Raw genomic sequence first — 22,520 nt, forward strand, 5'->3', positions numbered from 1 at the left:
GCACTCCTGACCTGCCTACATCGCCAAGTACCGTGACAAGAGCTACACACGACAACACCCTCGGCATTTTCTTGCGCACTCGCCGTGAACAACTGCAACCCCAGCAACTGGGCCTGCAAGCCGGCAGTCGCCGGCGGGTAGCCGGCTTGCGCCGCGAGGAAGTTGCCAGCTTGTGCGGCATTTCAACCACTTGGCTGACCTGGATCGAACAAGGACGCACGCAGGCGGTATCCAGCCACACCCTGTCACGACTGGCCGGCGCACTGCAGCTGAATGCCGCCGAACGCGCCTACCTGTTTGACCTTGCCGGCCAGAAAGACCCCGCGCCGCTGATGGCAGCCCACGCCATCGATCACGCTTTACTGCAAGCGGCCACCGCCAATATCAGCACACCAGCTTATGTGCTGGATGGTTTGTGGCAGGTTTTGAGCTGGAATCAAGCAGCCGGCGATTTGTTCAGCGGCTGGCTAGACCAGTCTGATACCACCAAGAACCTGCTGCATTTCATGTTTCTGCAGCCGCTGGCACAAAGACTGGTAGCCGACTGGCCGCTACGGGCACAAAGAATGGTGGCCGAATTCCGTGCCGAGCACAGCCGGCTGGAAGAGCATGCCGAAGCCAGTGCACTGGTCGACAGCCTGCGCGCCGCCAGCCAGGAGTTCGCCCTGCTGTGGCAACAACAAGCGGTACAGGCTCGCGAGGGTGGTTCGCGCCGTTTCATGCACGTCAGCGCCGGCGAGCTGCATTTTCAGCAGCTGACGCTGCGCCTCGCCCCCAACCCGGAATTAAAGCTGGTGATGCTACTGCCAGAGGCCCCCAGCAGCTAAGCCGCAACGACCAACTTCACCAAGCCTGGTGAACGCCGGGCCATCACCAGCACAGACCATGGGATAGCCGATCCCGAGGCTGAATTCGGCATGATTGCCAGCCGGCTTGGCAGATCTTCACCAAGCGGCTGGAACCTAAAGAGCGGCAGCATGCTGGCCACGGTAAAACCTGTTGCGGCCAACCTTGGCCGCAACAAGACTAGACAGGGTTCGCCCCTGCCTCGGCGGGCTTCAGCCATTTCACACACACCGCGACACCCAACAACAGGGTCAGTGTCGACACACCAAAAGTCAGCCCGACCCCGCCGTATTGCCACAGTACACCACCGAGCAAACCACCGAGACTGCCACCGATACCAAAGGACGCCACGGTGTACAGCCCTTGCGCCCGCCCCTGGTGCTGATCGGCAAAATTGCGGTGAATCAGCCCGACAGCCGCGGCATGGTGTACGCCAAAAGTAAACGCATGACCCAGCTGGGCCAGCACCGCGATCGCCGCCACCGGCAGCAGGGTCGCCATCAGCGCAAAGCGCACAGCCGACACCAGCAAAGAAGCCAGCATCAGCCGCTCGAGCGAGAAGCGCCCCATCAGCCGCGGCATCTGCCAGAACACCACGATCTCGGCCATCACGCCGGCCGACCACAGCAAGCCGGTCATCGTCGCGCTATAACCAGCCTCTTTCAGGCCGATGGAATAGAAGTTGTAATACGGCCCCATCGCAAACGACAGCAAAAAGCAGCAGGCAAACAGCGCAAACACATGCGGCTGGCGCACGGTATGCCAGATCGGGCTGGATTGCGTCTTACGCGGCTCGATGCGCACTTCGGGCACGCGCCAGCACGACAGTACGATCAGAAACAGCACGCCAACCAGCAACCACGGCAGATTGGCCAGCGTCACCAGATCCAGCAGATAACCGCCGCTGGCGGCCAGGCAGACAAAGCCGATCGAGCCCCACACCCGCACCCGGCTGTACATGCCTGGCTGACTGCGCGTCAGATGGGCGGTTGAGGCCTCGGCCAGCGGCAAAGCTGCTGCCCAGAAGAAATGATTGACCGCCAGCCAGATGAACATGCCCCAGAAGCTTTGCTGCCAGGCCACCATCACGAAGCTGGCCGCAGAGACCAGCGAGGTCCACAACATGATGCTGCGACGTTTGCCGCGCCGGTCAGCCAGCCAGCCCCAGAACATTGGCGCCACAATACGCGCCAGCGTCGACAAGGCCATCAGAATGGAAATCTGGACAGTATTGAAAGACAGGGATTCGAGATAGAGCGACCAGAACGGTCCGAACAAACCCTGCAGGGCGAAATAAGAAAAATAGAATGCCGCCATGGCAGCAAGCGGATTGGAAGCAGACATCTTGAAGCAAAGCCGGGAAGCGGGTGCCAGGCACCGGGGCATCACTATAGCGCAAAACCCCGCCACCATGAAGACGGCAAGCCCGCCGTGCTAGCCGTGAAAACTACCAGCCATCCTTGAAACGGATGATGTCGCGTCGCGCCTTCTTGGTCGGACGGCCATCACCATAAGGGAAGCTGGCACGCTCGGCTTTCTGCAGGCCAAGCTGATGCTCGCGCGCCGCCATCGACTCTTCAGACTCGCTATACAGCAAGCGTGCTTCGGCCGCCGGGCGGCGCTGGGTGGCCAGCTGCAAGATAGTGATCTGATATTGCAGCTGCTCGATGCGGATCTGCAGCAGATCGCCCTCTTTCGCCACCCGCGAGGCCTTCACCCGCTCGCCGTTAACCAGCACCCGCCCCAGCTCGAGCGCTTCGTGTGCCAGCTGTCGCGTCTTGAAAAAACGCGCGGCCCACAGCCATTTATCCAGCCTGACCTTGTCATCAGCCTCTGCGGCCAACTTCGCCTTGCTCATGCCACCACCTGCCACTCAGCCTGCACATGGCCATCCAGATCGACACGGCAGACATCCCCGACGTTTAACGGCCCGACGCCGGCCGGCGTGCCGGTATAAATGATATCGCCCGCGCGCAAACCATAAATCCGCGACAGATAGCTGATCAATACCGGCAGCGAGTAAACCATCAAACCGACATCGCCACGCTGGCGCAACTCGTCATTGATATGCAGGGTAAAGCTCAGCGCATGCGGATCGGCAACGTTGGCCGCAGGCACAAAATCCGACAGGCAAGCCGCACCACGAAAGCCCTTGGCCTTGGTCCACGGCAGGCCTTTTTTCTTGGCCTCGCTCTGCACATCACGCGCGGTGAGATCCAGCCCGATAGCGTAGCCACTCACCACCGACATCGCGTCTTGCTCGGCAATATTGTCGGCATCCACGCCAATCTGCAGCACCAGCTCGCACTCGTAATGCACATCGCGCGACCACGACGGCAAATGCAATGGCTGACCTGCGGCCAGCAGGGCGCTGTCAGGCTTCAGAAACACCAGCGGCTCTTCCTCAACCGTATTCCCCAGTTCGACAGCGTGTGCAAGGTAATTCCGCCCGATGCAAAATATGTTTTTGACATTCAAATTGGACATCAAAATTTCCATAGAAATATGTTTAAAGGGTAAATTTGTCATGTCTTTGCCCAAGGGCAAAGTGGCGCTCATAAATAAAACTTAATAATAAGACTAACCCGTCTACCTGTTATCCAAAGGAAACGCTCCATGACCATAAAATCAAGTATCACATGGCTAACCGGTACCCTGCTTGCGATCATGATCCTGATCAGCGGCGCCTTGATGTACCTGCTCAATCACAGCAACGATGCCTTTGCCACGACCTTTCACGACCGTGTCGTTCCGCTCAAGCAGCTGAAGATCAGTGCCGACATGTTTGCCGTCAATGTCGTCGACACCATTCACAAGACCAACGCCGGCACGATGCAACCTGCACAAGGCAGTCAATCAATTGCCACCGCGGAAGAGGAGTTCAATAAGCAATGGCAAGCCTACACCTCAACCCAGCTGACCGCTGACGAGCAAAAGCTGATAGATCAGGCCAATGCCCAGATCAGCAAGGCGCTTGGGGTAGCCAACGAAGCAAAAAGCCTGATGCAGGCCGGCGACATGCCCGCGCTCAAGGCACTGGCCGACAGCAAGCTCTACCCGGCCGTAGACCCTTTGAGCAATACCATCAGCCAGCTGGCCGAGTTGCAGCTTACCGAAGCCGAGCACAACTACAACAGCAGCGTAACCGATCTGCACACCAGCACCACCTTCGCCTCGCTGGCAATTGCTGCCGGTCTGCTGATAGGCATCATCATCACCTGGCGCATCTCGCGCCGCCTCAGCCGCAATGTCGGCCAGTTTCAGCAGACTTGCCAGCAAATTGCCAAGAGTCGTGATCTGAGCCTGCGAGTACCGACCGACAGCCGCGACGAACTGGCGCAGATCGGCCAATACCTGAATGAGCTGCTCAGCCAGTTTGCCATGATCATTGGCGACATTCGCCACAGCAGCCAGAGCATTCATCAACAGTCCATCCAGGTGGATCATGCCTCGAACGGCATCATGAACAGCTCCAAACAACAGAATGACGCCACCGCCACCATCGCCTCCACCATCGAGCAGTTTGCCGTCAGCATTGCCCACGTTGCCGAGAGCGCTAATCTCGCTCGGCAAAAGGCTGATATCGCCGGCAAAGTCACGGTAGACAGCGATGCAGCCCTGCAGGAAACGCTACGCGAAATCACCGCCGTTGGCAGTGCCATCCGCCATAGCGAACAGCAGGTCAATGCCCTTGCACGCCAGAGCCAGGAGATCACCAGCATCCTCGATGTGATTCGTGACGTTGCCGACCAGACCAATCTGCTGGCCCTGAATGCCGCCATCGAAGCCGCCCGCGCCGGCGAAATGGGGCGAGGCTTTGCCGTAGTGGCGGATGAAGTACGCAAACTGGCCGAGCGCACCGCACAGTCCACCTTGCAAATCGACACCATGATTACCGCCGTCAGCCAGTCGGCCAAGGAAGCGACGATCGCAATGCAGGACAGTGTTGAGCGGGTAGCCAAGGGGGAGGCACTGACTGCATCGATGCAGACTGCCATCAACCAGATCCGCAGCGAAGTCTCCTCCGTCGCCGACAGCGCCAATGACATTGCAGACGCACTTGCCGAACAGCGACAGGCCAGTAACGGCATTGCTCATCAGGTCGAGCAGATCGCCGCCTTGTCAGAAGAAAATGCCAGCAATGCCGATGCACTGAATGGCTATGCCCAGACACTCTCCAGCCAATCGCAACACCTGGAAACCAAAGTGCGCGACTTCACTGTCTGACCCCCCCTCGCCTTTCGCTTGCGGCCGTGCAGATTTGCACGGCCGCAACGACATTTATGCACTGCAACATTTAATATGCTTTTTGTCATAAAGCAGTGTTACAGTCAGAGTTAATCTCCGCATCAAGCAAAACAAATCGCCGCTACAAGGCTCGGATGCTGCCTGATTCCCAATTTCGAAGGAGACGTCATGACCCAGGAAACCCAATCCCCGCTAGACAGTTTTTTTGCCAATTTGTCGCAAAGCAATCAGCAATGGATGCAACAGTTCGTCAACACCATGAGCAATGGTCTGAACACTGATGACTTGGCTAATCCAGCCAATGCCTGGCAGCAGATGATGAATAACGCCAACCAGTTCATCAGCCTGCAAAGTAGTCTGTACCAGCAACAACTCAATCTGTGGATGCAGTTTCTTGGCCAGGCGTCCCCTGCGGCCAACACCCAGACACCGGCCAGCGATCGCCGTTTTTCCGCGCCGGAATGGAATGACCACCCTTTCTACAGCTTCATCAAGCAAAGCTATCTGCTGACCGCCAAATGGATGACCGAGCTGGCCGATCAGGCGCAACTCGATGCCGATGACAAGGAAAGACTGTCTTTCGCCACCCGTCAGTATATCGACGCCATGGCACCGACCAACTTCATGCTGACTAACCCCGAAGTCATCAAACAGGCCATCGAAACCAAGGGCGAAAGCCTGGTGGATGGCATGAAAAACATGCTGGAAGACTTTAACAAGGGTCACATCTCGATGTCGGACGAAAGCAAGTTCGAGATCGGCAAGAATATCGCGGCCACACCCGGCAAAGTGGTGTTCCGCAATGAACTGATCGAACTGATCCAGTACACCCCGACCACCGGCGAAGTGTACGAAAAGCCGCTACTGATCGTGCCGCCATGCGTCAACAAGTACTACCTGATGGACTTGCAGGCTGATAACTCGATGGTGCGTCACTTTGTCGCCCAGGGTTATCGTGTTTTCCTGGTCAGCTGGCGTTCGGCCACACCCGAGATGCGTCAGTACAAGTGGGACAATTACATCGAAGAGGGTGTGTTTGCCGCCGCCGAGGCCGTGAAAAAGATTACCCGCCAGGCCAGCATGAATGTGCTGGGCTTCTGCATCGGCGGCGTGATCCTGACCACCGCGCTGTGCGTGGCCAAGGCCAAAGGACTCAAGTATTTCGACTCCGCTACCTTCATGACCTCGCTGATTGACCATACCGATCCGGGCGAGATCAAGGTCTTCCTTGACGACAATTTCTATAAAGGCCGCGATGCCAAGCTGGCTCAGGGCAATGGCGGCATCGTCAGCGGCAAGGAGCTGGGTCGCACTTTTGCCAGCCTGCGCGCCAACGACCTCGTCTGGAACTACGTCGTCAACAACTACCTGCTGGGCAAAACCCCACCACCGTTCGACCTGCTGTACTGGAACAACGATGCGGTCGACCTGCCGATGCCGATGCACACTTTCTTCCTGAAAGAGTTCTACCGCAACAATGCGCTGACCAAGCCGGGCAGCATCTCCCTGTGCGGCATCAGCATCGACGTTGGCACCATCGACATTCCGGTCTATATCTTTGCCGCACGTGAAGACCATATCGTGCCATGGAAGTCTGCATTTACCGGCCTGCCTTACCTCAAGGGCGCAGCATCGCGTCGTTTCATCCTCGGCGCGTCCGGTCATATTGCCGGCTCCATCAATCCGGTTACCAAGGACAAGCGCAACTACTGGGTCAATGACAATATTGCCCAGGATGCCGACTCCTGGCTGGAGACCGCAAGCAGCCAGCCTGGCAGCTGGTGGAAAGACTGGGACAACTGGCTGGCGCCACAGTCTGGCGAAAAAGTCGCCGCACCGAAGACCTTCGGCAGCAAAGAGCTGCCTGCGCTGTGCGATGCGCCCGGCGAATATGTACTGGCCAAGGCCTTGCCACAGCTGGCGACCTTGAGCTGATTTGCACCCGAACCCTACCCTGCTTGCAGAGTAGAATGCCGTACACCCCGACAAGATCATGGAGAAACAAATGCAAGAAGTCGTGATTGTTGCAGCACTGCGTACCGCCGTTGGCAGCTTTGGTGGTTCCCTTGCCAAGATCGGCGCACCGGAACTGGGCGCTACCGTCATCAAAGGCCTGCTGGAGAAAACCGGCGTCAAAGCTGAAGACGTGAGTGAAGTGATTCTGGGGCAGGTTCTGACTGCCGGCGTTGGCCAGAACCCGGCGCGTCAGGCGGTCATCAAGGCCGGCCTGCCGGTTACTACCCCCGCCTCTACCCTGAACGTGGTTTGCGGCTCCGGTCTGCGCGCCGTGCATCTGGCTGCTCAGGCCATTGCCAATGGCGATGCCGAAATCGTGATTGCCGGTGGCCAGGAAAACATGTCGCTGTCCCCGCACATCCTGCCGGGCTCGCGTGATGGCTTCCGCATGGGCAATACCCAGCTGGTAGACACCATGGTGGCTGACGGCCTGACCGATGTGTACAACCAGTACCATATGGGCATCACTGCCGAAAACGTTGCTGCCAAATACGGCATCAGCCGCGAAGAGCAAGACGCCTTGGCACTGGCCTCGCAAAACCGTGCCGAAGCCGCCCAGGCTGCCGGCAAGTTTGATGCTGAAATCGTGCCGGTACTGGTACCGCAGCGCAAAGGCGACCCGGTTGCCTTTGCCAAGGATGAGTACATCAAGCTTGGCGCAACCGCCGATGCGCTGACCAAACTGCGTCCAGCCTTCAAGAAAGATGGTTCGGTAACTGCCGGCAACGCCTCCGGCATCAATGACGGCGCAGCCGCCGTGATGCTGATGACTGCCGCCAAGGCTGACCAGCTGGGTCTGAAACCACTGGCCGTGATCAAGTCCTACGCACTGACCGGCTGCGAGCCGGAAATCATGGGCATCGGCCCGGTTGCCGCTACCCGCAAGGCGCTGGCAAAGGCCGGCTGGAGCGTGGAAGACCTGGATCTGGTAGAAGCCAACGAAGCCTTCGCCGCACAGGCTCTGGGCGTGGCTCGCGAACTGGGCTGGAGTGCCGACAAGGTCAACGTCAATGGTGGCGCCATTGCCCTCGGCCATCCGATTGGCGCGTCCGGTTGCCGCGTGCTGGTTACCCTGCTGCATGAAATGCAGCGTCGTGATGCCAAAAAAGGTCTGGCTACCCTGTGCATCGGTGGTGGCATGGGCGTGGCACTGGCGGTCGAGCGTCCTTGATCACACTCTCGCCATAGCAAAAAAGCCGGGGAAACCCGGCTTTTTTGTTGCTGCTACGCCTACATCACAGCATAGCCTGCCCCGAAAGCACATAAAAATTTTGCCAACGTGCTGTCATGCCACGCAAAATGCGCGGGATCCTCTCAAATTTAAGTATCACTAAAAATCATGACAGCCATTACCCACAGATTGCACTCCCTGCGCCAAGCCATGTCGGCGGCCGGCATTGATGCCGTACTGGTCCCTTCTTCCGATCCGCACCTGTCCGAATACCTGCCGGGCTACTGGCAGGGCCGTCGCTGGCTGTCCGGTTTTCACGGCTCGGTCGGCACGTTGGTTGTCACGGCTGACTTTGCTGGTCTGTGGGCCGATAGCCGCTACTGGGTGCAAGCCGAGCAAGAGCTGGCTGGCAGCGGCATTGCGCTGATGAAGATCCAGACCGTCGCCCAAGCACTGCATCTGGATTGGCTTGCGGCCAACCTGCAGGCAGACCAGACTGTTGCGGTTGATGGCGATGTACTTGGCCTTGCCGCCAGCAAGGCACTGCAGGCTGCACTGCAAAATACCGGCATCAAGCTGCGTACCGATATCGATCTGCTGCAAAGCATCTGGCAAGATCGCCCGAGCCTGCCGCAGCAAGCCATTTACGAACATCTGCCACCATTCGCCAGCACCAGCCGCCACGACAAGTTGGCCGCAGTGCGTAAGGCGATGCAGCAGCATGGTGCCAGCCACCATTTCATCTCCACGCTTGATGATATTGCCTGGTTGCTGAATCTGCGTGGTGCCGACGTCAATTACAATCCGGTATTCGTTTCGCACTTGCTGCTGGCTGCCGATCAGGCCTGGCTGTTTGTCGGTGAAGGCAAAATCCCAGCCGAGCTGCAACAAACCCTGGCCGCAGACGGCGTACAGCTCGTCAACTACGAAAACAGCAAGCAAACGTTGGCCGCACTGCCAGCGCAGTCGGTAGTGCTGCTGGATCCGCGCCGCGTCACCTTCGGCCTGCGCCAGGCTATTGCGGCCACGGTGGTGGAAGCTATCAATCCGAGCACCCTGCTGAAAGCCTGCAAGACCGAAGCCGAAGCGGAACACGTGCGCGCCGCCATGATGCAGGACGGCGTTGCCTTGGCCGAATTCTTCTGCTGGTTCGAAGCCAATATCGGCAAGACCCGCATCACCGAGCTGACTATCGATGACGAAATCACCGCCGCCCGCGCCCGTCGTCCAAACTTTGTCAGCGCCAGCTTCGCGACCATTGCCGGCTTCAATGCCAATGGCGCGCTGCCGCATTATCGTGCCACCGAAGAAAGCCATGCGGTTATCGAAGGTAACGGCCTGTTGCTGATCGACTCCGGCGGCCAGTATCTGGGCGGCACCACCGACATCACCCGCGTGGTCGCAGTCGGCACCCCGACTGCCGAGCAAAAGCGTGACTTCACCCTGGTGCTCAAGGGCATGATCAATCTGTCGCGCACCCGTTTCCCGCAAGGCACGCTGTCGCCGATGCTGGATGCGCTGGCGCGCGCTCCAATCTGGGAACACGCTATCGACTTCGGTCATGGCGTCGGCCACGGTGTGGGCTACTTCATGAATGTGCATGAAGGCCCGCAATCGATCTCGCGCAGCGTGCCGGATGCCACGATGGCCATGCTGCCGGGCATGATCACCTCCAACGAGCCGGGTATCTACCGTCCTGGCCAGTGGGGTGTGCGTATCGAGAACCTCGTGCTGAACGTCCCGCACGCCAGCAATGCTTTCGGTGACTTCATGGCATTCGAAACATTGACCCTGTGCCCTATCGATCTGCGCTGCATCGAACGTAGCCTGATGAGCGAAGCTGACATCAGCTGGCTGAACGCCTATCATCAACTGGTACACGACAAGCTGGCGCCGCATCTGCAAGGCGAGCCGCTTGCCTGGTTGCAGAACGCGACTCGAAGTTTGTAATAACGTTGCCGCCCCTGCATGGGGCGGCATTTTTCTGTATAGGTACCGCCACACCGATGCGACTCCTGCTTGCCCTGCTGCTTTGCCTGCCTATCGTCGCTCAGGCCATGGCTATCTATACCGAAGACTGGCCACCGGTCAGCTTCACCAATCAGGCAGGCCAGGCGGATGGCATGGCGGTCGAGGTTGTCCGCGAACTGCAAAAACGCCTGGGTCGCAAAGAACCCATCCAGGTTCTACCTTGGGCTCGCGCCTACCAGATACTGCTCAGCACCCCTGATGTCATGCTGTTTTCTGTTGGCCGCAATACCGAACGCGAAAAAAGGATGACCCTGCTCGGCCCGATTGCCATCTCCAGCACCGACCTGTTTGCACTGGCAGGCAATGCCGAAACACTGCGTCAGCAACCGGCAAGTTGGCCGCAAAAGCTGACCGCAGCTTACCGCGGCAGCATTTTTGAAACCGCTGCACGCGATGCCGGCCTGCAAGTCTATCGCACCGATTCGCCAAGCCATTCAGCACGCATGCTGCTGGCCGGGCGGGTGCAATTATGGTCAGAAGGCAATCTGGTCATGGGCGGGGTTTTACGCGAGCTGGGCATTGCTGCAGACAAGGTAGAGAAAGTCGCTACCCTGCAAAGCCTATCGCTATACTTGGCATTCTCTGCCGGCACTACGCGCAGCCAGATCCGGCTCTGGGAGGATGCCCTGCGTGACATGAAGAAAGATGGCAGTTTTCAGCGTATACACCAGCGCTGGCTGCCCGGCCTGCCCGCCCCGATGCTGACCGAAGTCATCGGCATTGCGGCCAACCCTGATGGCGTCAGCGAAGCAGGCCGGTAAATTCGTCAGCTGTCATCGGTTTGCCAAACAGATAGCCTTGCGCCATCTGGCAGCCTGCCTGCTGCAGGAAAGTCAGATGTGCCTCGCACTCGACACCCTCTGCCACGATAGCCAGGCCGAGGCTCTTGCCCATCGAAATGATCGCGGAGGCAATCGCCGCATCGTCCTTGTCGTGATCCAGATCCTTGATGAAGGAGCGGTCAATCTTCAGCACCTGAACCGGCAACTGCTTGAGATAAGAAAGCGAAGAGTAACCGGTGCCGAAATCATCAATCGCAATCGCCACACCCATGTCGCAAAGGCCATCCAGCGCACGACTAACCTCGACATCGCTGTCCATGGCGGTGCTCTCGGTAATCTCAAGCTCAAGATGGCGTGCGGCCAATCCTGTCCGGCTCAGAACATCGGCAACCACTGCGACAATATTGCCCAGTTTCAGCTGGCGCGCCGACAGATTGACGGCCACCTTCCCGGTAAACCCGCACTCTTTGACCAGCTTGGCGGTATAAGCGCACGCCTCTTCCAGCACCCAGCTGCCGATCGGGACGATCAAGGCACATTCTTCGGCTACCGGGATAAAATCTGCCGGCGGCACCAGCCCCATTTCGGGATGACGCCAGCGAATCAATGCCTCCATACCGACAATGCTGCGGTCTTGCGTCGCAACCTTGGGCTGATACCAGACCTCGAACTCCTGCCGGCCAATCGCGCGATGCAGGCTGTACTCGAGCTTCAATCGCGCCATCGCACTGGCATTCATGTCCGAGGTATAAAACTGGAAGGCATTCTTGCCGCGACTCTTGGCGCGATACATGGCGGCGTCGGCATTGACCAGCAAAGTCTCGGCATTACGACCATCAGCCGGCCACACCGCAATGCCCATGCTGGCCGACACGATCACCTTGTTACTGCCATTCAGAATGACTTCGCCGGTAATCGCATCCAGCAGCCGCTGGGCTGCCGTGGCCACCTGATTGGGATTGTCGGCATCCTGTAGCAGCACGGTGAATTCATCACCCGACAATCTGGCCGCGGACGCCGCCTTGTGCACAGAGCCCTGGAGGCGCTGCGCAATCTTGATCAGCAACTCATCCCCAGCCTGGTGACCGAGGGTATCGTTGATCAGCTTGAAACGATCCAGATCAATAAACAACAAGGCAAATGGCCGGCCGGTTTCCATGGCTTGCTCGACGGCACCTTGCAGCCGTTCGCCAAACAGCGTGCGATTGGGCAAGCCGGTCAGCGCATCGTGGTTGGCCAGAAAATGCAAACGCTCCTCGGCCTGCTTTCTTTGGGTGATATCGGCAAAAACCGCCACATAATGGCGCACTTCGCCGAGTTCATCCTTGATTGCGGTGATAGTCAGATGCTCGGTATACAGGAGGCCATTCTTGCGCCGGTTGATGACCTCGCCCTGCCAGAAACCGTTCAGCAGTAATTGTCCCCACATTTTCTGGTAGAAGTCATCGCCCTGTTTGCCTGACTTGAGCAACGCCGGCGTCTGGCCCAGCGCCTCTTCCTTGCTGTAACCGGTTATGCGGGTAAACGCCGGATTAACCGACTGGATGCGGGCATGGGCATCGGTAATCACGATGCCCTCCATTGTCGACTCGAATACCTTGTCAGCCAAAAGCAGGCTTTGCTGCGAGCGCAACAGCGCCTGGTCACGTTCCTTCAAGGCGCTGCGCAGCTCCAGCAGCATTTCGTGCTCGATGGTATCGAGAATGTCACGCATGCTGATGATGGCCAGCAGGCCACCATGCTCGTTCAACACCCCTGCATGACGTACGCCCTGAGCCATCATCAGCTTGCGCGCATTAAGCAAGGTGCTGCTGATGGCAATGGTTTGCAATGGGAAACTCGCCAGCTCGCCAGCCGGTGCATCAAACTGGTTTTCGGCAATACAGCGCACGATATCGCGCTGGGTAATGATGCCGACGCCCAGCGGGCTACCCTCGACAGCCACGGCATCGACCTTGGCATCGTGCATGCGCTGCATCACCTGATGCATGGGCAGCTGCGGCTCAACCCGCAGCAGGGGTGCGTGCGCCACGGCATCCAGTCGTTTCAGATGCAGAAAAAACTCGGATTCCTGATTGATCACCACATCAGTGGCGGAGACGATGCCGACAGGCTTGTGTTCGAGATCACGCACCAGAAGATGGCGGATCTTGCGTGAGTAGAAAATCTCGGCAACATCCTGAATGGCGGAGTCAACCGGCACGCTCATTACCGGCGACGACATCAGTTCGGCAACCGGGACATCAGCGCTGCGCGCCGTTTGCAGAGCGTCACTCTCCGTCCAGATGCCTATCGGATCACCGCTATCGTCCACCACCAGAATAGAGCCGCAACGATTATGGCACATGAGCTTGGCTGCCTCACGCACGGGCAAATCCGGACTACAGGTCAGGATGTCCCTGGTAATAATCGTCTCAACGGGGTAGTGAACACTCACGCCATGGCTCCACGGTGGCACACATTCTGATATGAATGATGTGAATTATATTCTCAATTGCGGTTAGCAATAAAAATTTCAAATATCATCAGAGTTCAATAAATTTCACATGCAGCAGCTCAGCGGCAAGCCCGGCTACTGCTATCAAGTCGCAAGCGGAATCCGGCTTGCCAGCCAGCTTTCCACTTTACACAAGCAACTTCCAGTCCACGCTACGACGCAAACCGCCAAGCCATTGAATTAAATGAATTAATCCTCACCCCGCCACTTGGCACGCATTTTGTCTTTCTGTCCGGTCCTGATTCACCCACAACCAGAACAAGGCAGAGACCAAGATGGAGACTTTCTACCAGGCCATGCGGCGACAAGGCGTTACCCGTCGCAGCTTTCTCAAGTTCTGCAGCCTGACCGCCACCTCGATGGGGCTGGGCTCGGCATTCGTGCCCCGCATCGCCCAGGCGCTGGAAACCAAGCCGCGCACCCCGGTGATCTGGCTGCATGGTCTTGAGTGTACCTGCTGTACCGAATCATTTATCCGCTCGGCACATCCGCTGGCCAAAGATGCCATTCTGTCTCTGATCTCGCTTGACTATGACGATACAATAATGGCGGCCGCAGGTCATCAGGCCGAAGCCATCCTTGAAGAAATCATCACCAAGCACAAAGGCGAATATATCGTCGCCATCGAAGGCAATCCGCCCCTGAACGAAGACGGCATGTTTTGTTTTCCGGGTGGCGAGCCCTTCGTCGAAAAACTCAAACGCGTATCGGCCGATGCCAAGGCACTGATTGCCTGGGGTTCCTGTGCCAGCTGGGGTTGTGTGCAGGCCGCCAAACCCAACCCGACCCGCGCTACACCAGTGCATCAGGTGATCCTCGACAAGCCCATCATCAAGGTGCCAGGCTGCCCGCCGATCCCAGAGGTCATGGCCGCCGTCATCACCTATATGGTCACCTTCGACCGCATCCCGGAGCTGGACCGTCAGGGCCGGCCCAAGATGTTCTACGGCCAGCGCATTCACGACAAATGCTATCGCCGCCCGCACTTCGACGCCGGCCAGTTCGTCGAGACCTGGGACGACGAAGGCGCGCGCAAGGGCTACTGCCTGTACAAGGTTGGCTGCAAAGGCCCGACCACCTACAACGCCTGCTCGACGATCCGCTGGAACGGCGGCGTCAGCTGGCCGGTGCAAAGCGGTCACGGCTGTATCGGCTGCTCGGAAGACGGCTTCTGGGACAAGGGCTCTTTCTACGACCGCGTCACCAGCATTCCGCAATTCGGCATCGAGGCCAATGCCGACCAGATCGGCCTGACCGTGGCCGGCGGTGTCGGCGCGGCGATTGCGGCTCACGCCGCCGTCAGCGCCATCAAGAGCACCACCCTGAAAAAACAGGACCTGAAGCCGGTGGATGAAGCCGACAAGAGCAAGGAGAACGTGTAATGGCCTACCAGACCCAAGGCTTCACCCTCGACAACAGCGGTCGTCGCGTGGTGGTTGATCCGGTAACCCGCATCGAGGGCCACCTGCGCTGCGAAGTCAACATCGACAGCAACAACATCATTACCAATGCCGTCTCCACCGGCACCATGTGGCGCGGGCTGGAAGTCATCCTGAAAGGCCGCGACCCGCGCGATGCCTGGGCTTTTGTCGAGCGCATCTGCGGCGTCTGCACCGGCACCCACGCACTGACCTCGGTGCGCGCAGTGGAAGACGCACTGAAAATCGACATCCCGGCCAATGCCAACCTGATCCGCAACATGATGCAGGCGGCGTTGTATGTGCACGATCACCTGGTGCACTTCTACCACCTGCACGCGCTGGACTGGGTCGATGTGATCTCGGCGCTGAAGGCCGATCCGAAAAAAACCAGCGAGCTGGCGCAAAGCATCTCCAGCTGGCCCTTGTCCAGCCCCGGCTACTTCCGTGACTTGCAGTCGCGGCTGAAACGTTTTGTCGAAAGCGGCCAGCTCGGCCCCTTCCGCAACGGCTACTGGGGTCACCCTGCGATGAAACTGCCGCCGGAAGCCAATCTGATGGCGGTGGCGCACTATCTGGAAGCGCTGGATTTCCAGAAGGAAATCGTCAAGATCCACACCATTTTCGGCGGCAAGAATCCGCATCCGAACTGGCTGGTCGGCGGCATGCCATGCGCCATCAATGTGCACGACACTGGTGCCGTCGGCGCGGTAAACATGGAGCGTCTGAATCTGGTGAAACAGGTGATCGACCGCACCATCGAGTTCTGCGAACAGGTCTATGTGCCGGACGTGATTGCCATCGCCGGCTTTTATCCGGAGTGGTTCAAGATCGGCGGCGGCATTGCCAGCCAAAGCCTGCTGTCTTACGGCGACTTCCCCGACAAGGCCAACGATTACTCTGCGGCCAACCTCTTGTTGCCACGCGGCGCCATCATCAATGGCAAGTTCAGCGAAATCCATCCGGTGGACCTGTACGCGCCGGACGAAATCCAGGAATTCGTCACCCACAGCTGGTACAGCTATGGCGATGACAAGAAAGGCCTGCATCCGTTTGACGGTATCACCGAGCCGAAATTCGAGCTGGGCCCAAATCACAAAGGCACCAAGACGCGCATCGAATCGCTGGACGAATCGGCCAAGTATTCGTGGATCAAATCGCCGCGCTGGAAAGGCCATGCCATGGAAGTCGGCCCGCTGGCACGCTATGTGATTGGATACCACCAGAACAAGGCCGAATTCAAGGAACCGGTCGATGCGCTGCTCAAGCACTTCAATGCGCCGATCGATGTGATGTTCTCGACCCTTGGCCGCACCGCTGCGCGCGCCCTCGAATCGGTGTGGGCAGCGCGCCAGATGAGCAGCTTCTACGACCAGCTGATCAGCAATATCAAGAACGGCGATACCGCCACCGCCAACGTGGAAAAGTGGGACCCATCCACCTGGCCGGCCGAGGTCAAGGGCGTGGGCTTTACCGAGGCACCACGCGGGGCACTGGGTCACTGGCTGAAGATCAAGGACAGCAAGATCGACAGCTACCAGTGCGTGGTCCCCACCACCTGGAACGCCGGCCCGCGCGATGACAAGGGCCAGATCGGTGCCTACGAAGCCTCGCTGATGGGCACAAAAATGGCCGTGCCGGATCAGCCGCTGGAAATCCTGCGCACCCTGCACAGCTTTGACCCTTGCCTTGCCTGCTCCACCCACGTCATCGGCGATGACGGTGGCGAGCTGGTCAAGGTACAGGTGCGCTAGGCAAACGTTGGCCGCCTGCGGCCAACCCTGTTTACCCCTCTGATCCGCCAGCCGGTGCTATCCCGCGCACATGGCCGCACCGGCCCGGATCATCGTCAGCCCCGCGGCAATGGCTGCAGTCATTGCCGCGGGTTACTGCCGATTCAACAGGAGCAAGAATATGAAGAGTTACGACTTTGACGGCAAGGCTCCGCAAGGGCTGGGTCGCAAGGTAACCTCGGTCTATGTTTACGAGGCGCCGGTAAGGCTGTGGCACTGGGTAACCGTGCTTTGCATCATCACCCTGTCGCTGACCGGCTACTTTATCGGCAAGCCCTTGCCCAGCATGCCCGGCGAAGCCACCTTCCAGTACCTGATGGGCTATATCCGTTTTGCCCACTTTGCCGCCGGCTACATCCTGGCCGCCGGCCTGATCGGCCGCCTGTACTGGGCACTGGTCGGCAATCACCATGCGCGCGAAATCATTCTGGTGCCGGTGTGGGACAAGGCATGGTGGCAGGAATTCTTCTTCGAGATCCGCTGGTATCTGTTTCTCGAGCGCTATCCGAAAAAGTACATCGGCCACAACCCGGTCGGCCAGATTGCAATGGCCAGCTTTTTGTGGGCCTGCATCTTCATGATTGCCACCGGCTTTGCGCTATATGGCGAAGGCACCGGCGAAGGCAGCTGGGCACACAGCGCCTTCCACTGGGTAATCGTCGCTTTCGGCAACAGCCTCGATGTACACAGCTGGCACCGCCTCGGCATGTGGGCGATCCTGCTGTTCGTGATGATTCACGTCTATGCCGCCATTCGCGAAGACATCATGTCCAAGCAGAGCATGGTCTCCACCATGATCAGCGGCTTTCGCATGTTCAAGGATTGATCAAGTCATGGCCACGACACGCTGCCCCGGCAGCGCTGGCCAGCAGGTAACTGTGTTGTGAGTGTAGTAGTGCTTGGGCCGGTCTTTGACCGGCCCTCTTTTTCCGGAGCCGATATGCAAACAAGACGGTCAGCCGCCCCCCGCACCCCCATTGCACCCGGCCGCTTCCTGCACAGCCGCTTTCTGCAGCCGGCCAGACTCAGCCAGACCGAAGCCGCACGGCTGCTGGGCATCTCGCGCCGCCGGCTGAACGAGATCATCCAGGGCCACCGCGCCATTACCCCCGACACGGCCATCAAGCTGGGCCAGCTGTTCGGCCTGCATGCGCGCTTCTGGCTGGCCCTGCAGGGCGATTGGGATCTGGCACAGCTGGCCCGCCCGAGCTACAACGAAAAGCAATCATCCAGCACAACTGCCAAAGTGGAATAACTCTTACCACATGCCGCATGACTTCCGCTGCACGATCACTGCTTAACTCCATAAAATCAGTCACTTGCCCGCCCTGCCGTGCCCTGCCAAAGTTGGCACGGCTTTTGTGTATGTAACGCCATCCGTTACATAGCAAAGACGCGGCATGACAGCTCCCAATATCACCATACTTGGCCTGGGCAACATCCTGTGGGCCGACGAAGGCTTCGGCGTGCGCCTGGCCGAAGCGCTGTACGCCCGCTTTGACTGGCCGGCCAATGTCGAGATCATCGATGGCGGCACCCAGGGGCTGTTGTTGCTGCCCTATGTCGAACAGGCCGACAAGCTGCTGATTCTCGACGCCATCGACTTTGGCCTGCCACCCGGCACCTTGCGCGCCTATCACGACGACGCCGTGCCCGCCTACCTCACCGCCAAGAAAATGAGCTTGCACCAGACCGGTTTTTCCGAGGTGCTGGCACTGGCCGACCTCAAAGGCGCACTGCCGCAGGCAATTACCCTGATCGGCGTACAGCCGGTGGAGCTGGAAGACTACGGCGGTAGCCTGTCACCAGCGGTGCGCGGCCAACTGCCGGCCGCGCTCGAGCTGGCGGTGCAGACCTTGGCCGTATGGGGCATCACCGCCACGCCAAGATCACCGGGCGAGAGCCGCCTCAACGATGCCAGCCTCGACATGCAGCGTTACGAGAACGAACGCCCCAGCGCCGAGCAAGCCTGCCGCGTGGGCGACGCCCGCGTACTGTTTGACGGGGAGTGCAGCTGATGTGCCTGGGCGTACCGATGCAGGTGGTCGAGCCGGGCTGGTTCAGCGCCCGCTGCCGCGACCGTGATGGCCAGCTGGTCGAGATCGACACGCGCCTGGTCGGCGAAGCCGCTGCCGGCGACTGGCTGCTCACCTTTACCGGCGCGGCCCGCGAACAGCTGGACGAGCACCGCGCCGCCGATCTGCTCGCTGCCATTGCCGCACTGGAAGCCGCACTAGCCGGCAACTATCAGCCCGAACACTATTTCGCCGACCTGCTGTCGCGCGAGCCGCAACTGCCGCCACATCTGCAGCCTCCAGCCAAACCGCTTTCCTGATTCCTGCAAAGGCCTGTCATGCAATCCTTCATCCCCACTTTTGACAGCGTTGCCAGCCGCTTGAGCGCGCTGGGCTACCCGCAGACCGCTGCGGCCAACCTTGACGCCCTGGCCGCCAGCCACGACCACCTGATCGTGATGCTTAGCGCCGACCCGCACCAGTTTCCCGAAGTCGCCGATAACGCGGTGATCGTGCCCGAAGTGCTGAAAGCCTTGCCAGGCCACACCTGTCAGGTCTGCTGGGCCAATCCGGCCGACAGCCGCGAGCTGGCCGCACGCTTTGGTGTCCTGAAGTTTCCGGCACTGGTTTTCCTGCGTGGTGGCGAGTACACCGGCGTGATTGTCGGGCTGATGGACTGGCCGGAGGTGGTGCACCGCTTTGCCGAACTGCTGGCCGCCCCGACCCGCCGCCCGCCGTCCGTCGGCATCCCCGTCAACCGTGCCACCCCTGCCGGAGCCTGCCAGTCATGAGCCAGTTCATCATGCCCAAAGCGTTTCCGATTCCGGTAGTCGGCATCGGCCCCGGCTCGCAACCGGTCGACCCCGACCTGAGCTACATGCCGATGCCGCGCGAGCTGGACGGCTTCGACATGCCCTATCTGCCAACGGCCGAAGAAACCGCCCATTTGTCTGATGCCAAGGCACTGGTCGGCGAGCTCATTCGCCGCATGCAGGCGTGGGATGGCCACAGCGAGCCCTACCCGTCGCTGACACTCAACCATCTGGATCGCGAAAGCCGCACCCTGATCAGCCAGCTGCTGGGCGAAGGTGAAGTCAGCGCCCGCGTCAAATGTGTGGATGGCCGCGAGTTGCTGATCCAGGAGTCGGTGTTTGCTGGCGTGTGGCGCGTGCTGGAGTTGGCCGCCGATGGCCAGCCGCTGACCGACAGCATCGAGGCCGGCCCGATGCCGGTGGCGGTTTGGCAACAGGCGCGAGCCTTTGGCAGCCGCGACTTCACCCCCTTCGACCCGGCCGGCGTGGCGCTGATGAATGCGCCGGCAGTACTGGCCGAGGTGGCCGAGCGGGTGGCCAATTATCACGATGGCGACGAAGATCATGTGATCAACTTCAGCCTGCTGCCGATGACGCCGGAAGACATGGCCTATATCGACGCCAACCTGGGCGGCGGCAACAGCGGTGTGTTCTCGCGCGGTTACGGCAAGTGCCGTGTGATGGCCACCCGCCTGCAAAACGTGTGGCGGGTACAGTACTTCAACGGCATGAACGCCATTCTGCTGGATACGCTGGAAATCAGCCGCCTGCCCGAGGTGGCGCTGGCCGCGGCCGACGACATCGCCGATGCCATCGACCGCCTGCAAGAAGCACTGCTCTGGCTGAATGGCGAGGCCGCATGAATACCTTTGAAGGCAGTTTCCTCGGCCACGACAATCGCATTGCCGACGACGCACGGCTGGAATGCAAAATCTGCTGGTGGGTATACGACCCGGCCGAGGGCGATGCCGTGTGGCAGATTCCGCCCGGCACCTCGTTCAGCGCGCTGCCGGCGCACTGGCGCTGCCCGGTGTGCGACGGTGCGCACGAGCAGTTCATGGTGCTGCCATGAGCGCCCGCCCGCACCCTGCCCGCGAAGGTTGGCCGCATGACCCCTCGTTCGAGCTGGAAACCACCTACCGGCTGATCCACGCCACCCGCATGCAGGATGTGCCCATCCTGAATCCGGCCATCCGCGTCGAGGCGGTGGGGTTTCACGCCTGGCAAGGCGGCTGGCTGGGGGTGATGGTAACGCCGTGGTTCATCAACCTGATGCTGTTGCCGGGGGAAGCGCCCTTGCCGGCGGTCGCCAGCGGCGAAGAAACCCTGCTGGCGCTGCCAGAAGGCCAGATGCCGTTTATCGGCGGGCACGAGGCGGCCATCGGCCCTTACCTGATGTGTTCGCTGTTTTCGCCGCTGCCACAGTTTGCCGATCACGACAGCGCAGTAGCCACCGCCCGCGAGGTGTTGCAGCTGCTGTGCACGCCGCCCGCGCCGCCGCCGTCCACCGGGCCGGACCTGAGTCGGCGCCGTCTGTTCGGGCTACGTGCATGAGCAACGACGCCATCAGCATCCATCGCAGCGCCGACGGCGTGCGCGTGCACTGGCCACGACTGGCGGCCGAGCAGCTGTTTGTCGGCCGTCTGCCGGATGAGGTGAGCTGGCTGGCACCGTCGTTGTTTGCGTTGTGTGGCCACGCCCAAGGCTTGGCCGCACGCCTGGCCTTGGCTGCTGCCGCAGGCATGCCTATTCGCGCCGGTGACGATGCCTTGCACGCCGTGCAGCAAGAAGCGATCCGCGAAACCCTGCGCCGCTGGCTGCTGGACTGGGCACCAGCCTGCGGCCAACGCATTGCCGCGAACGAAGTACGCGCACTGGGCGAGGCCGGGTCGATGCCAGCCCTGCAAAGACTCGCCGCTGAAAGCGTTTTCGGCGGTGATATCGCCAACTGGCGAGCTTGCGACTTGGCGGGCTGGCAACACTGGGCAAGCCAGGGCAGCACCGCCGCCGCCCGCGCGCTGACCAGGCTGCTGGATGATAAACCCGAGCCCCTGCCGGTGTTGCAGATCCTGCCCGATGCAGCAACCCTCGCCACAGAGACAGACTGGCTAAGCACCCAGCCGCAGTGGCAAGGCCGCGCGGTAGAAACCGGCGCACTCGCCACTTACCAGCCGCTGCTGCAAGACTGGCTGGACGCCGGCCACGTCAGCGCCGACCGTCTGCTTGCCCGCCTGCTGGGGCTGGCCGATGCCCTGTGCGGCCAACTGCCCGCCGCCACATCCAGCCGGCTGGGCCCGGCCGGGCTGGCCTGTGTGCAAACCGCCCGCGGCCCGCTCTTGCATCTGGCCACACTGGGCGACGATGGCCGCGTGGCGGCTTACCGCATCCTGCCGCCGACGCTATGGCATGCCCACCCCGCTGGCTGCATGGCACAAGCAGCGCAAAGCGGCAGTGATGAAGCCATTTATCGCCGACTCTTGCTGATCGACCCCTGCGTTGCCATTACACTGGCAAACCAAAATGACAAGGAAAGCTGCCATGCATGAAATGTCACTGGCCGAAGGCATTGTCCAGCTACTAGAAGAACACGCCACCTCGCAGCAATTTCGCCGCGTCAAACAGCTGTGGCTGCAAGTGGGCGAACTGGCCGGCGTAGAAGTCGAGGCACTCAGCTTCTGTCTCGACGTGGTACTGCGCGACACCCTGGCCGACGGTGCACAGGTGCACATCGAACGCATCCCCGGCCAAGGCTGGTGCCTGGCCTGCAGCACGCCGGTGACGGTGCATGCGCGCTTTGATGCCTGCCCCGCCTGCGGCAAACATCAGGTACAGGTAAGCGGCGGCGACGAGATGCGCGTGGCCGAACTGGAAGTGGAATAAACGTCTGCGGC

General features: G+C 60.0%; 22 protein-coding genes. 18 read left to right on the forward strand and 4 right to left on the reverse strand.

All coding sequences use genetic code 11. The features are described from left to right. Positions 1–32 precede the first annotated feature (32 nt). Positions 33–827, forward strand: coding sequence for a helix-turn-helix transcriptional regulator (locus tag ACZ9W6_RS01965; protein WP_465189378.1), 795 nt, complete (start codon positions 33–35; stop codon positions 825–827). Between the two features lie 199 nt (positions 828–1,026). Here ACZ9W6_RS01965 and ACZ9W6_RS01970 read toward each other — a convergent pair whose 3' ends face one another. The 3 genes from ACZ9W6_RS01970 to ACZ9W6_RS01980 form a co-directional block, all read right to left on the reverse strand. Beyond that, complete coding sequence (locus ACZ9W6_RS01970; protein WP_465189379.1) at positions 1,027–2,190, reverse strand: MFS transporter; 1,164 nt, start codon at positions 2,188–2,190, stop codon at positions 1,027–1,029. 103 nt (positions 2,191–2,293) lie between these two features. Continuing rightward, positions 2,294–2,704 (reverse strand): RNA-binding S4 domain-containing protein, encoded by a 411-nt coding sequence (locus ACZ9W6_RS01975; RefSeq protein WP_465189380.1) that lies wholly within the window; start codon positions 2,702–2,704, stop codon positions 2,294–2,296. Beyond that, positions 2,701–3,333, reverse strand: coding sequence for a fumarylacetoacetate hydrolase family protein (locus ACZ9W6_RS01980; protein ID WP_465189381.1), 633 nt, complete (start codon positions 3,331–3,333; stop codon positions 2,701–2,703). Before ACZ9W6_RS01980 ends, ACZ9W6_RS01975 begins: the two co-directional genes overlap by 4 nt. A 129-nt stretch (positions 3,334–3,462) precedes the next feature. Between ACZ9W6_RS01980 and ACZ9W6_RS01985 the strand changes: the two genes are divergently transcribed. From ACZ9W6_RS01985 to ACZ9W6_RS02005, 5 genes are all read left to right on the forward strand, one after another. Then, on the forward strand, positions 3,463–5,073 hold the full coding sequence (locus tag ACZ9W6_RS01985) for a methyl-accepting chemotaxis protein (protein ID WP_465189382.1): 1,611 nt from the start codon (positions 3,463–3,465) through the stop codon (positions 5,071–5,073). A 189-nt stretch (positions 5,074–5,262) separates the two neighbouring features. Next, positions 5,263–7,029 carry a PHA/PHB synthase family protein gene (locus ACZ9W6_RS01990; RefSeq protein ID WP_465189383.1) on the forward strand — a complete coding sequence of 589 codons (1,767 nt, stop codon included), beginning with the start codon at positions 5,263–5,265 and terminating at the stop codon, positions 7,027–7,029. Positions 7,030–7,099: 70 nt separating this feature from the next. Beyond that, positions 7,100–8,281, forward strand: a complete 1,182-nt coding sequence (locus ACZ9W6_RS01995) for an acetyl-CoA C-acetyltransferase (RefSeq protein WP_465189384.1) — start codon at positions 7,100–7,102, stop codon at positions 8,279–8,281. A gap of 168 nt (positions 8,282–8,449) precedes the next feature. Continuing rightward, positions 8,450–10,231, forward strand: coding sequence for an aminopeptidase P family protein (locus ACZ9W6_RS02000; RefSeq protein ID WP_465189385.1), 1,782 nt, complete (start codon positions 8,450–8,452; stop codon positions 10,229–10,231). 56 nt (positions 10,232–10,287) lie between these two features. Then, a complete protein-coding gene (locus ACZ9W6_RS02005; RefSeq protein WP_465189386.1) occupies positions 10,288–11,073 on the forward strand; it encodes a substrate-binding periplasmic protein in 786 nt (261 codons plus the stop codon). On the opposite strand, the gene ACZ9W6_RS02010 is transcribed toward ACZ9W6_RS02005, so the two are convergent. Beyond that, the gene (locus ACZ9W6_RS02010; RefSeq protein WP_465189387.1) at positions 11,054–13,531 is read right to left on the reverse strand and encodes an EAL domain-containing protein; all 2,478 of its coding nucleotides are present in this window, start codon (positions 13,529–13,531) and stop codon (positions 11,054–11,056) included. The two genes, ACZ9W6_RS02005 and ACZ9W6_RS02010, sit on opposite strands and share 20 nt — an antisense overlap. A 335-nt stretch (positions 13,532–13,866) precedes the next feature. Here ACZ9W6_RS02010 and ACZ9W6_RS02015 point away from each other — a divergent pair, with 335 nt between their 5' ends. The 12 genes from ACZ9W6_RS02015 to hypA all read left to right on the forward strand — a co-directional run bounded on the left by ACZ9W6_RS02015 (position 13,867) and on the right by hypA (position 22,509). Further along, positions 13,867–14,973: a hydrogenase small subunit gene (locus ACZ9W6_RS02015; RefSeq protein ID WP_465189389.1), complete on the forward strand. Its 1,107-nt coding sequence runs from the start codon at positions 13,867–13,869 to the stop codon at positions 14,971–14,973. Beyond that, the gene (locus ACZ9W6_RS02020) at positions 14,973–16,763 is read left to right on the forward strand and encodes a nickel-dependent hydrogenase large subunit (RefSeq protein ID WP_465189390.1); all 1,791 of its coding nucleotides are present in this window, start codon (positions 14,973–14,975) and stop codon (positions 16,761–16,763) included. The genes ACZ9W6_RS02015 and ACZ9W6_RS02020 overlap by 1 nt, the downstream gene beginning before the upstream one ends. Positions 16,764–16,923: 160 nt before the next feature. Further along, entirely contained in the window at positions 16,924–17,628 is a 705-nt protein-coding gene (gene cybH / locus ACZ9W6_RS02025; RefSeq protein ID WP_465189391.1) for a Ni/Fe-hydrogenase, b-type cytochrome subunit, read from the forward strand. Between the two features lie 114 nt (positions 17,629–17,742). Then, complete coding sequence (locus ACZ9W6_RS02030) at positions 17,743–18,057, forward strand: HigA family addiction module antitoxin (RefSeq protein ID WP_465189392.1); 315 nt, start codon at positions 17,743–17,745, stop codon at positions 18,055–18,057. A gap of 145 nt (positions 18,058–18,202) precedes the next feature. Then, positions 18,203–18,820, forward strand: coding sequence for a HyaD/HybD family hydrogenase maturation endopeptidase (gene hybD, locus ACZ9W6_RS02035; RefSeq protein ID WP_465189393.1), 618 nt, complete (start codon positions 18,203–18,205; stop codon positions 18,818–18,820). Next, positions 18,820–19,137, forward strand: coding sequence for a HypC/HybG/HupF family hydrogenase formation chaperone (locus ACZ9W6_RS02040; RefSeq protein ID WP_465189394.1), 318 nt, complete (start codon positions 18,820–18,822; stop codon positions 19,135–19,137). Before hybD ends, ACZ9W6_RS02040 begins: the two co-directional genes overlap by 1 nt. Before the next feature lie 18 nt (positions 19,138–19,155). Beyond that, on the forward strand, positions 19,156–19,608 hold the full coding sequence (locus ACZ9W6_RS02045; protein WP_465189395.1) for a thioredoxin domain-containing protein: 453 nt from the start codon (positions 19,156–19,158) through the stop codon (positions 19,606–19,608). Further along, positions 19,605–20,492, forward strand: coding sequence for a hydrogenase expression/formation protein (locus ACZ9W6_RS02050; RefSeq protein ID WP_465189396.1), 888 nt, complete (start codon positions 19,605–19,607; stop codon positions 20,490–20,492). The genes ACZ9W6_RS02045 and ACZ9W6_RS02050 overlap by 4 nt, the downstream gene beginning before the upstream one ends. Continuing rightward, positions 20,489–20,701 carry a rubredoxin gene (locus tag ACZ9W6_RS02055; protein WP_465189397.1) on the forward strand — a complete coding sequence of 71 codons (213 nt, stop codon included), beginning with the start codon at positions 20,489–20,491 and terminating at the stop codon, positions 20,699–20,701. Before ACZ9W6_RS02050 ends, ACZ9W6_RS02055 begins: the two co-directional genes overlap by 4 nt. Further along, the gene (gene hybE, locus ACZ9W6_RS02060; protein WP_465189398.1) at positions 20,698–21,183 is read left to right on the forward strand and encodes a [NiFe]-hydrogenase assembly chaperone HybE; all 486 of its coding nucleotides are present in this window, start codon (positions 20,698–20,700) and stop codon (positions 21,181–21,183) included. Before ACZ9W6_RS02055 ends, hybE begins: the two co-directional genes overlap by 4 nt. Beyond that, positions 21,180–22,175 carry a hypothetical protein gene (locus ACZ9W6_RS02065; protein WP_465189399.1) on the forward strand — a complete coding sequence of 332 codons (996 nt, stop codon included), beginning with the start codon at positions 21,180–21,182 and terminating at the stop codon, positions 22,173–22,175. Before hybE ends, ACZ9W6_RS02065 begins: the two co-directional genes overlap by 4 nt. Further along, the gene (hypA, locus tag ACZ9W6_RS02070) at positions 22,168–22,509 is read left to right on the forward strand and encodes a hydrogenase maturation nickel metallochaperone HypA (RefSeq protein ID WP_465189400.1); all 342 of its coding nucleotides are present in this window, start codon (positions 22,168–22,170) and stop codon (positions 22,507–22,509) included. The genes ACZ9W6_RS02065 and hypA overlap by 8 nt, the downstream gene beginning before the upstream one ends. The last annotated feature ends 11 nt before the right edge of the window (positions 22,510–22,520 follow it).

This window comes from Vogesella lacus, from assembly GCF_979366295.1.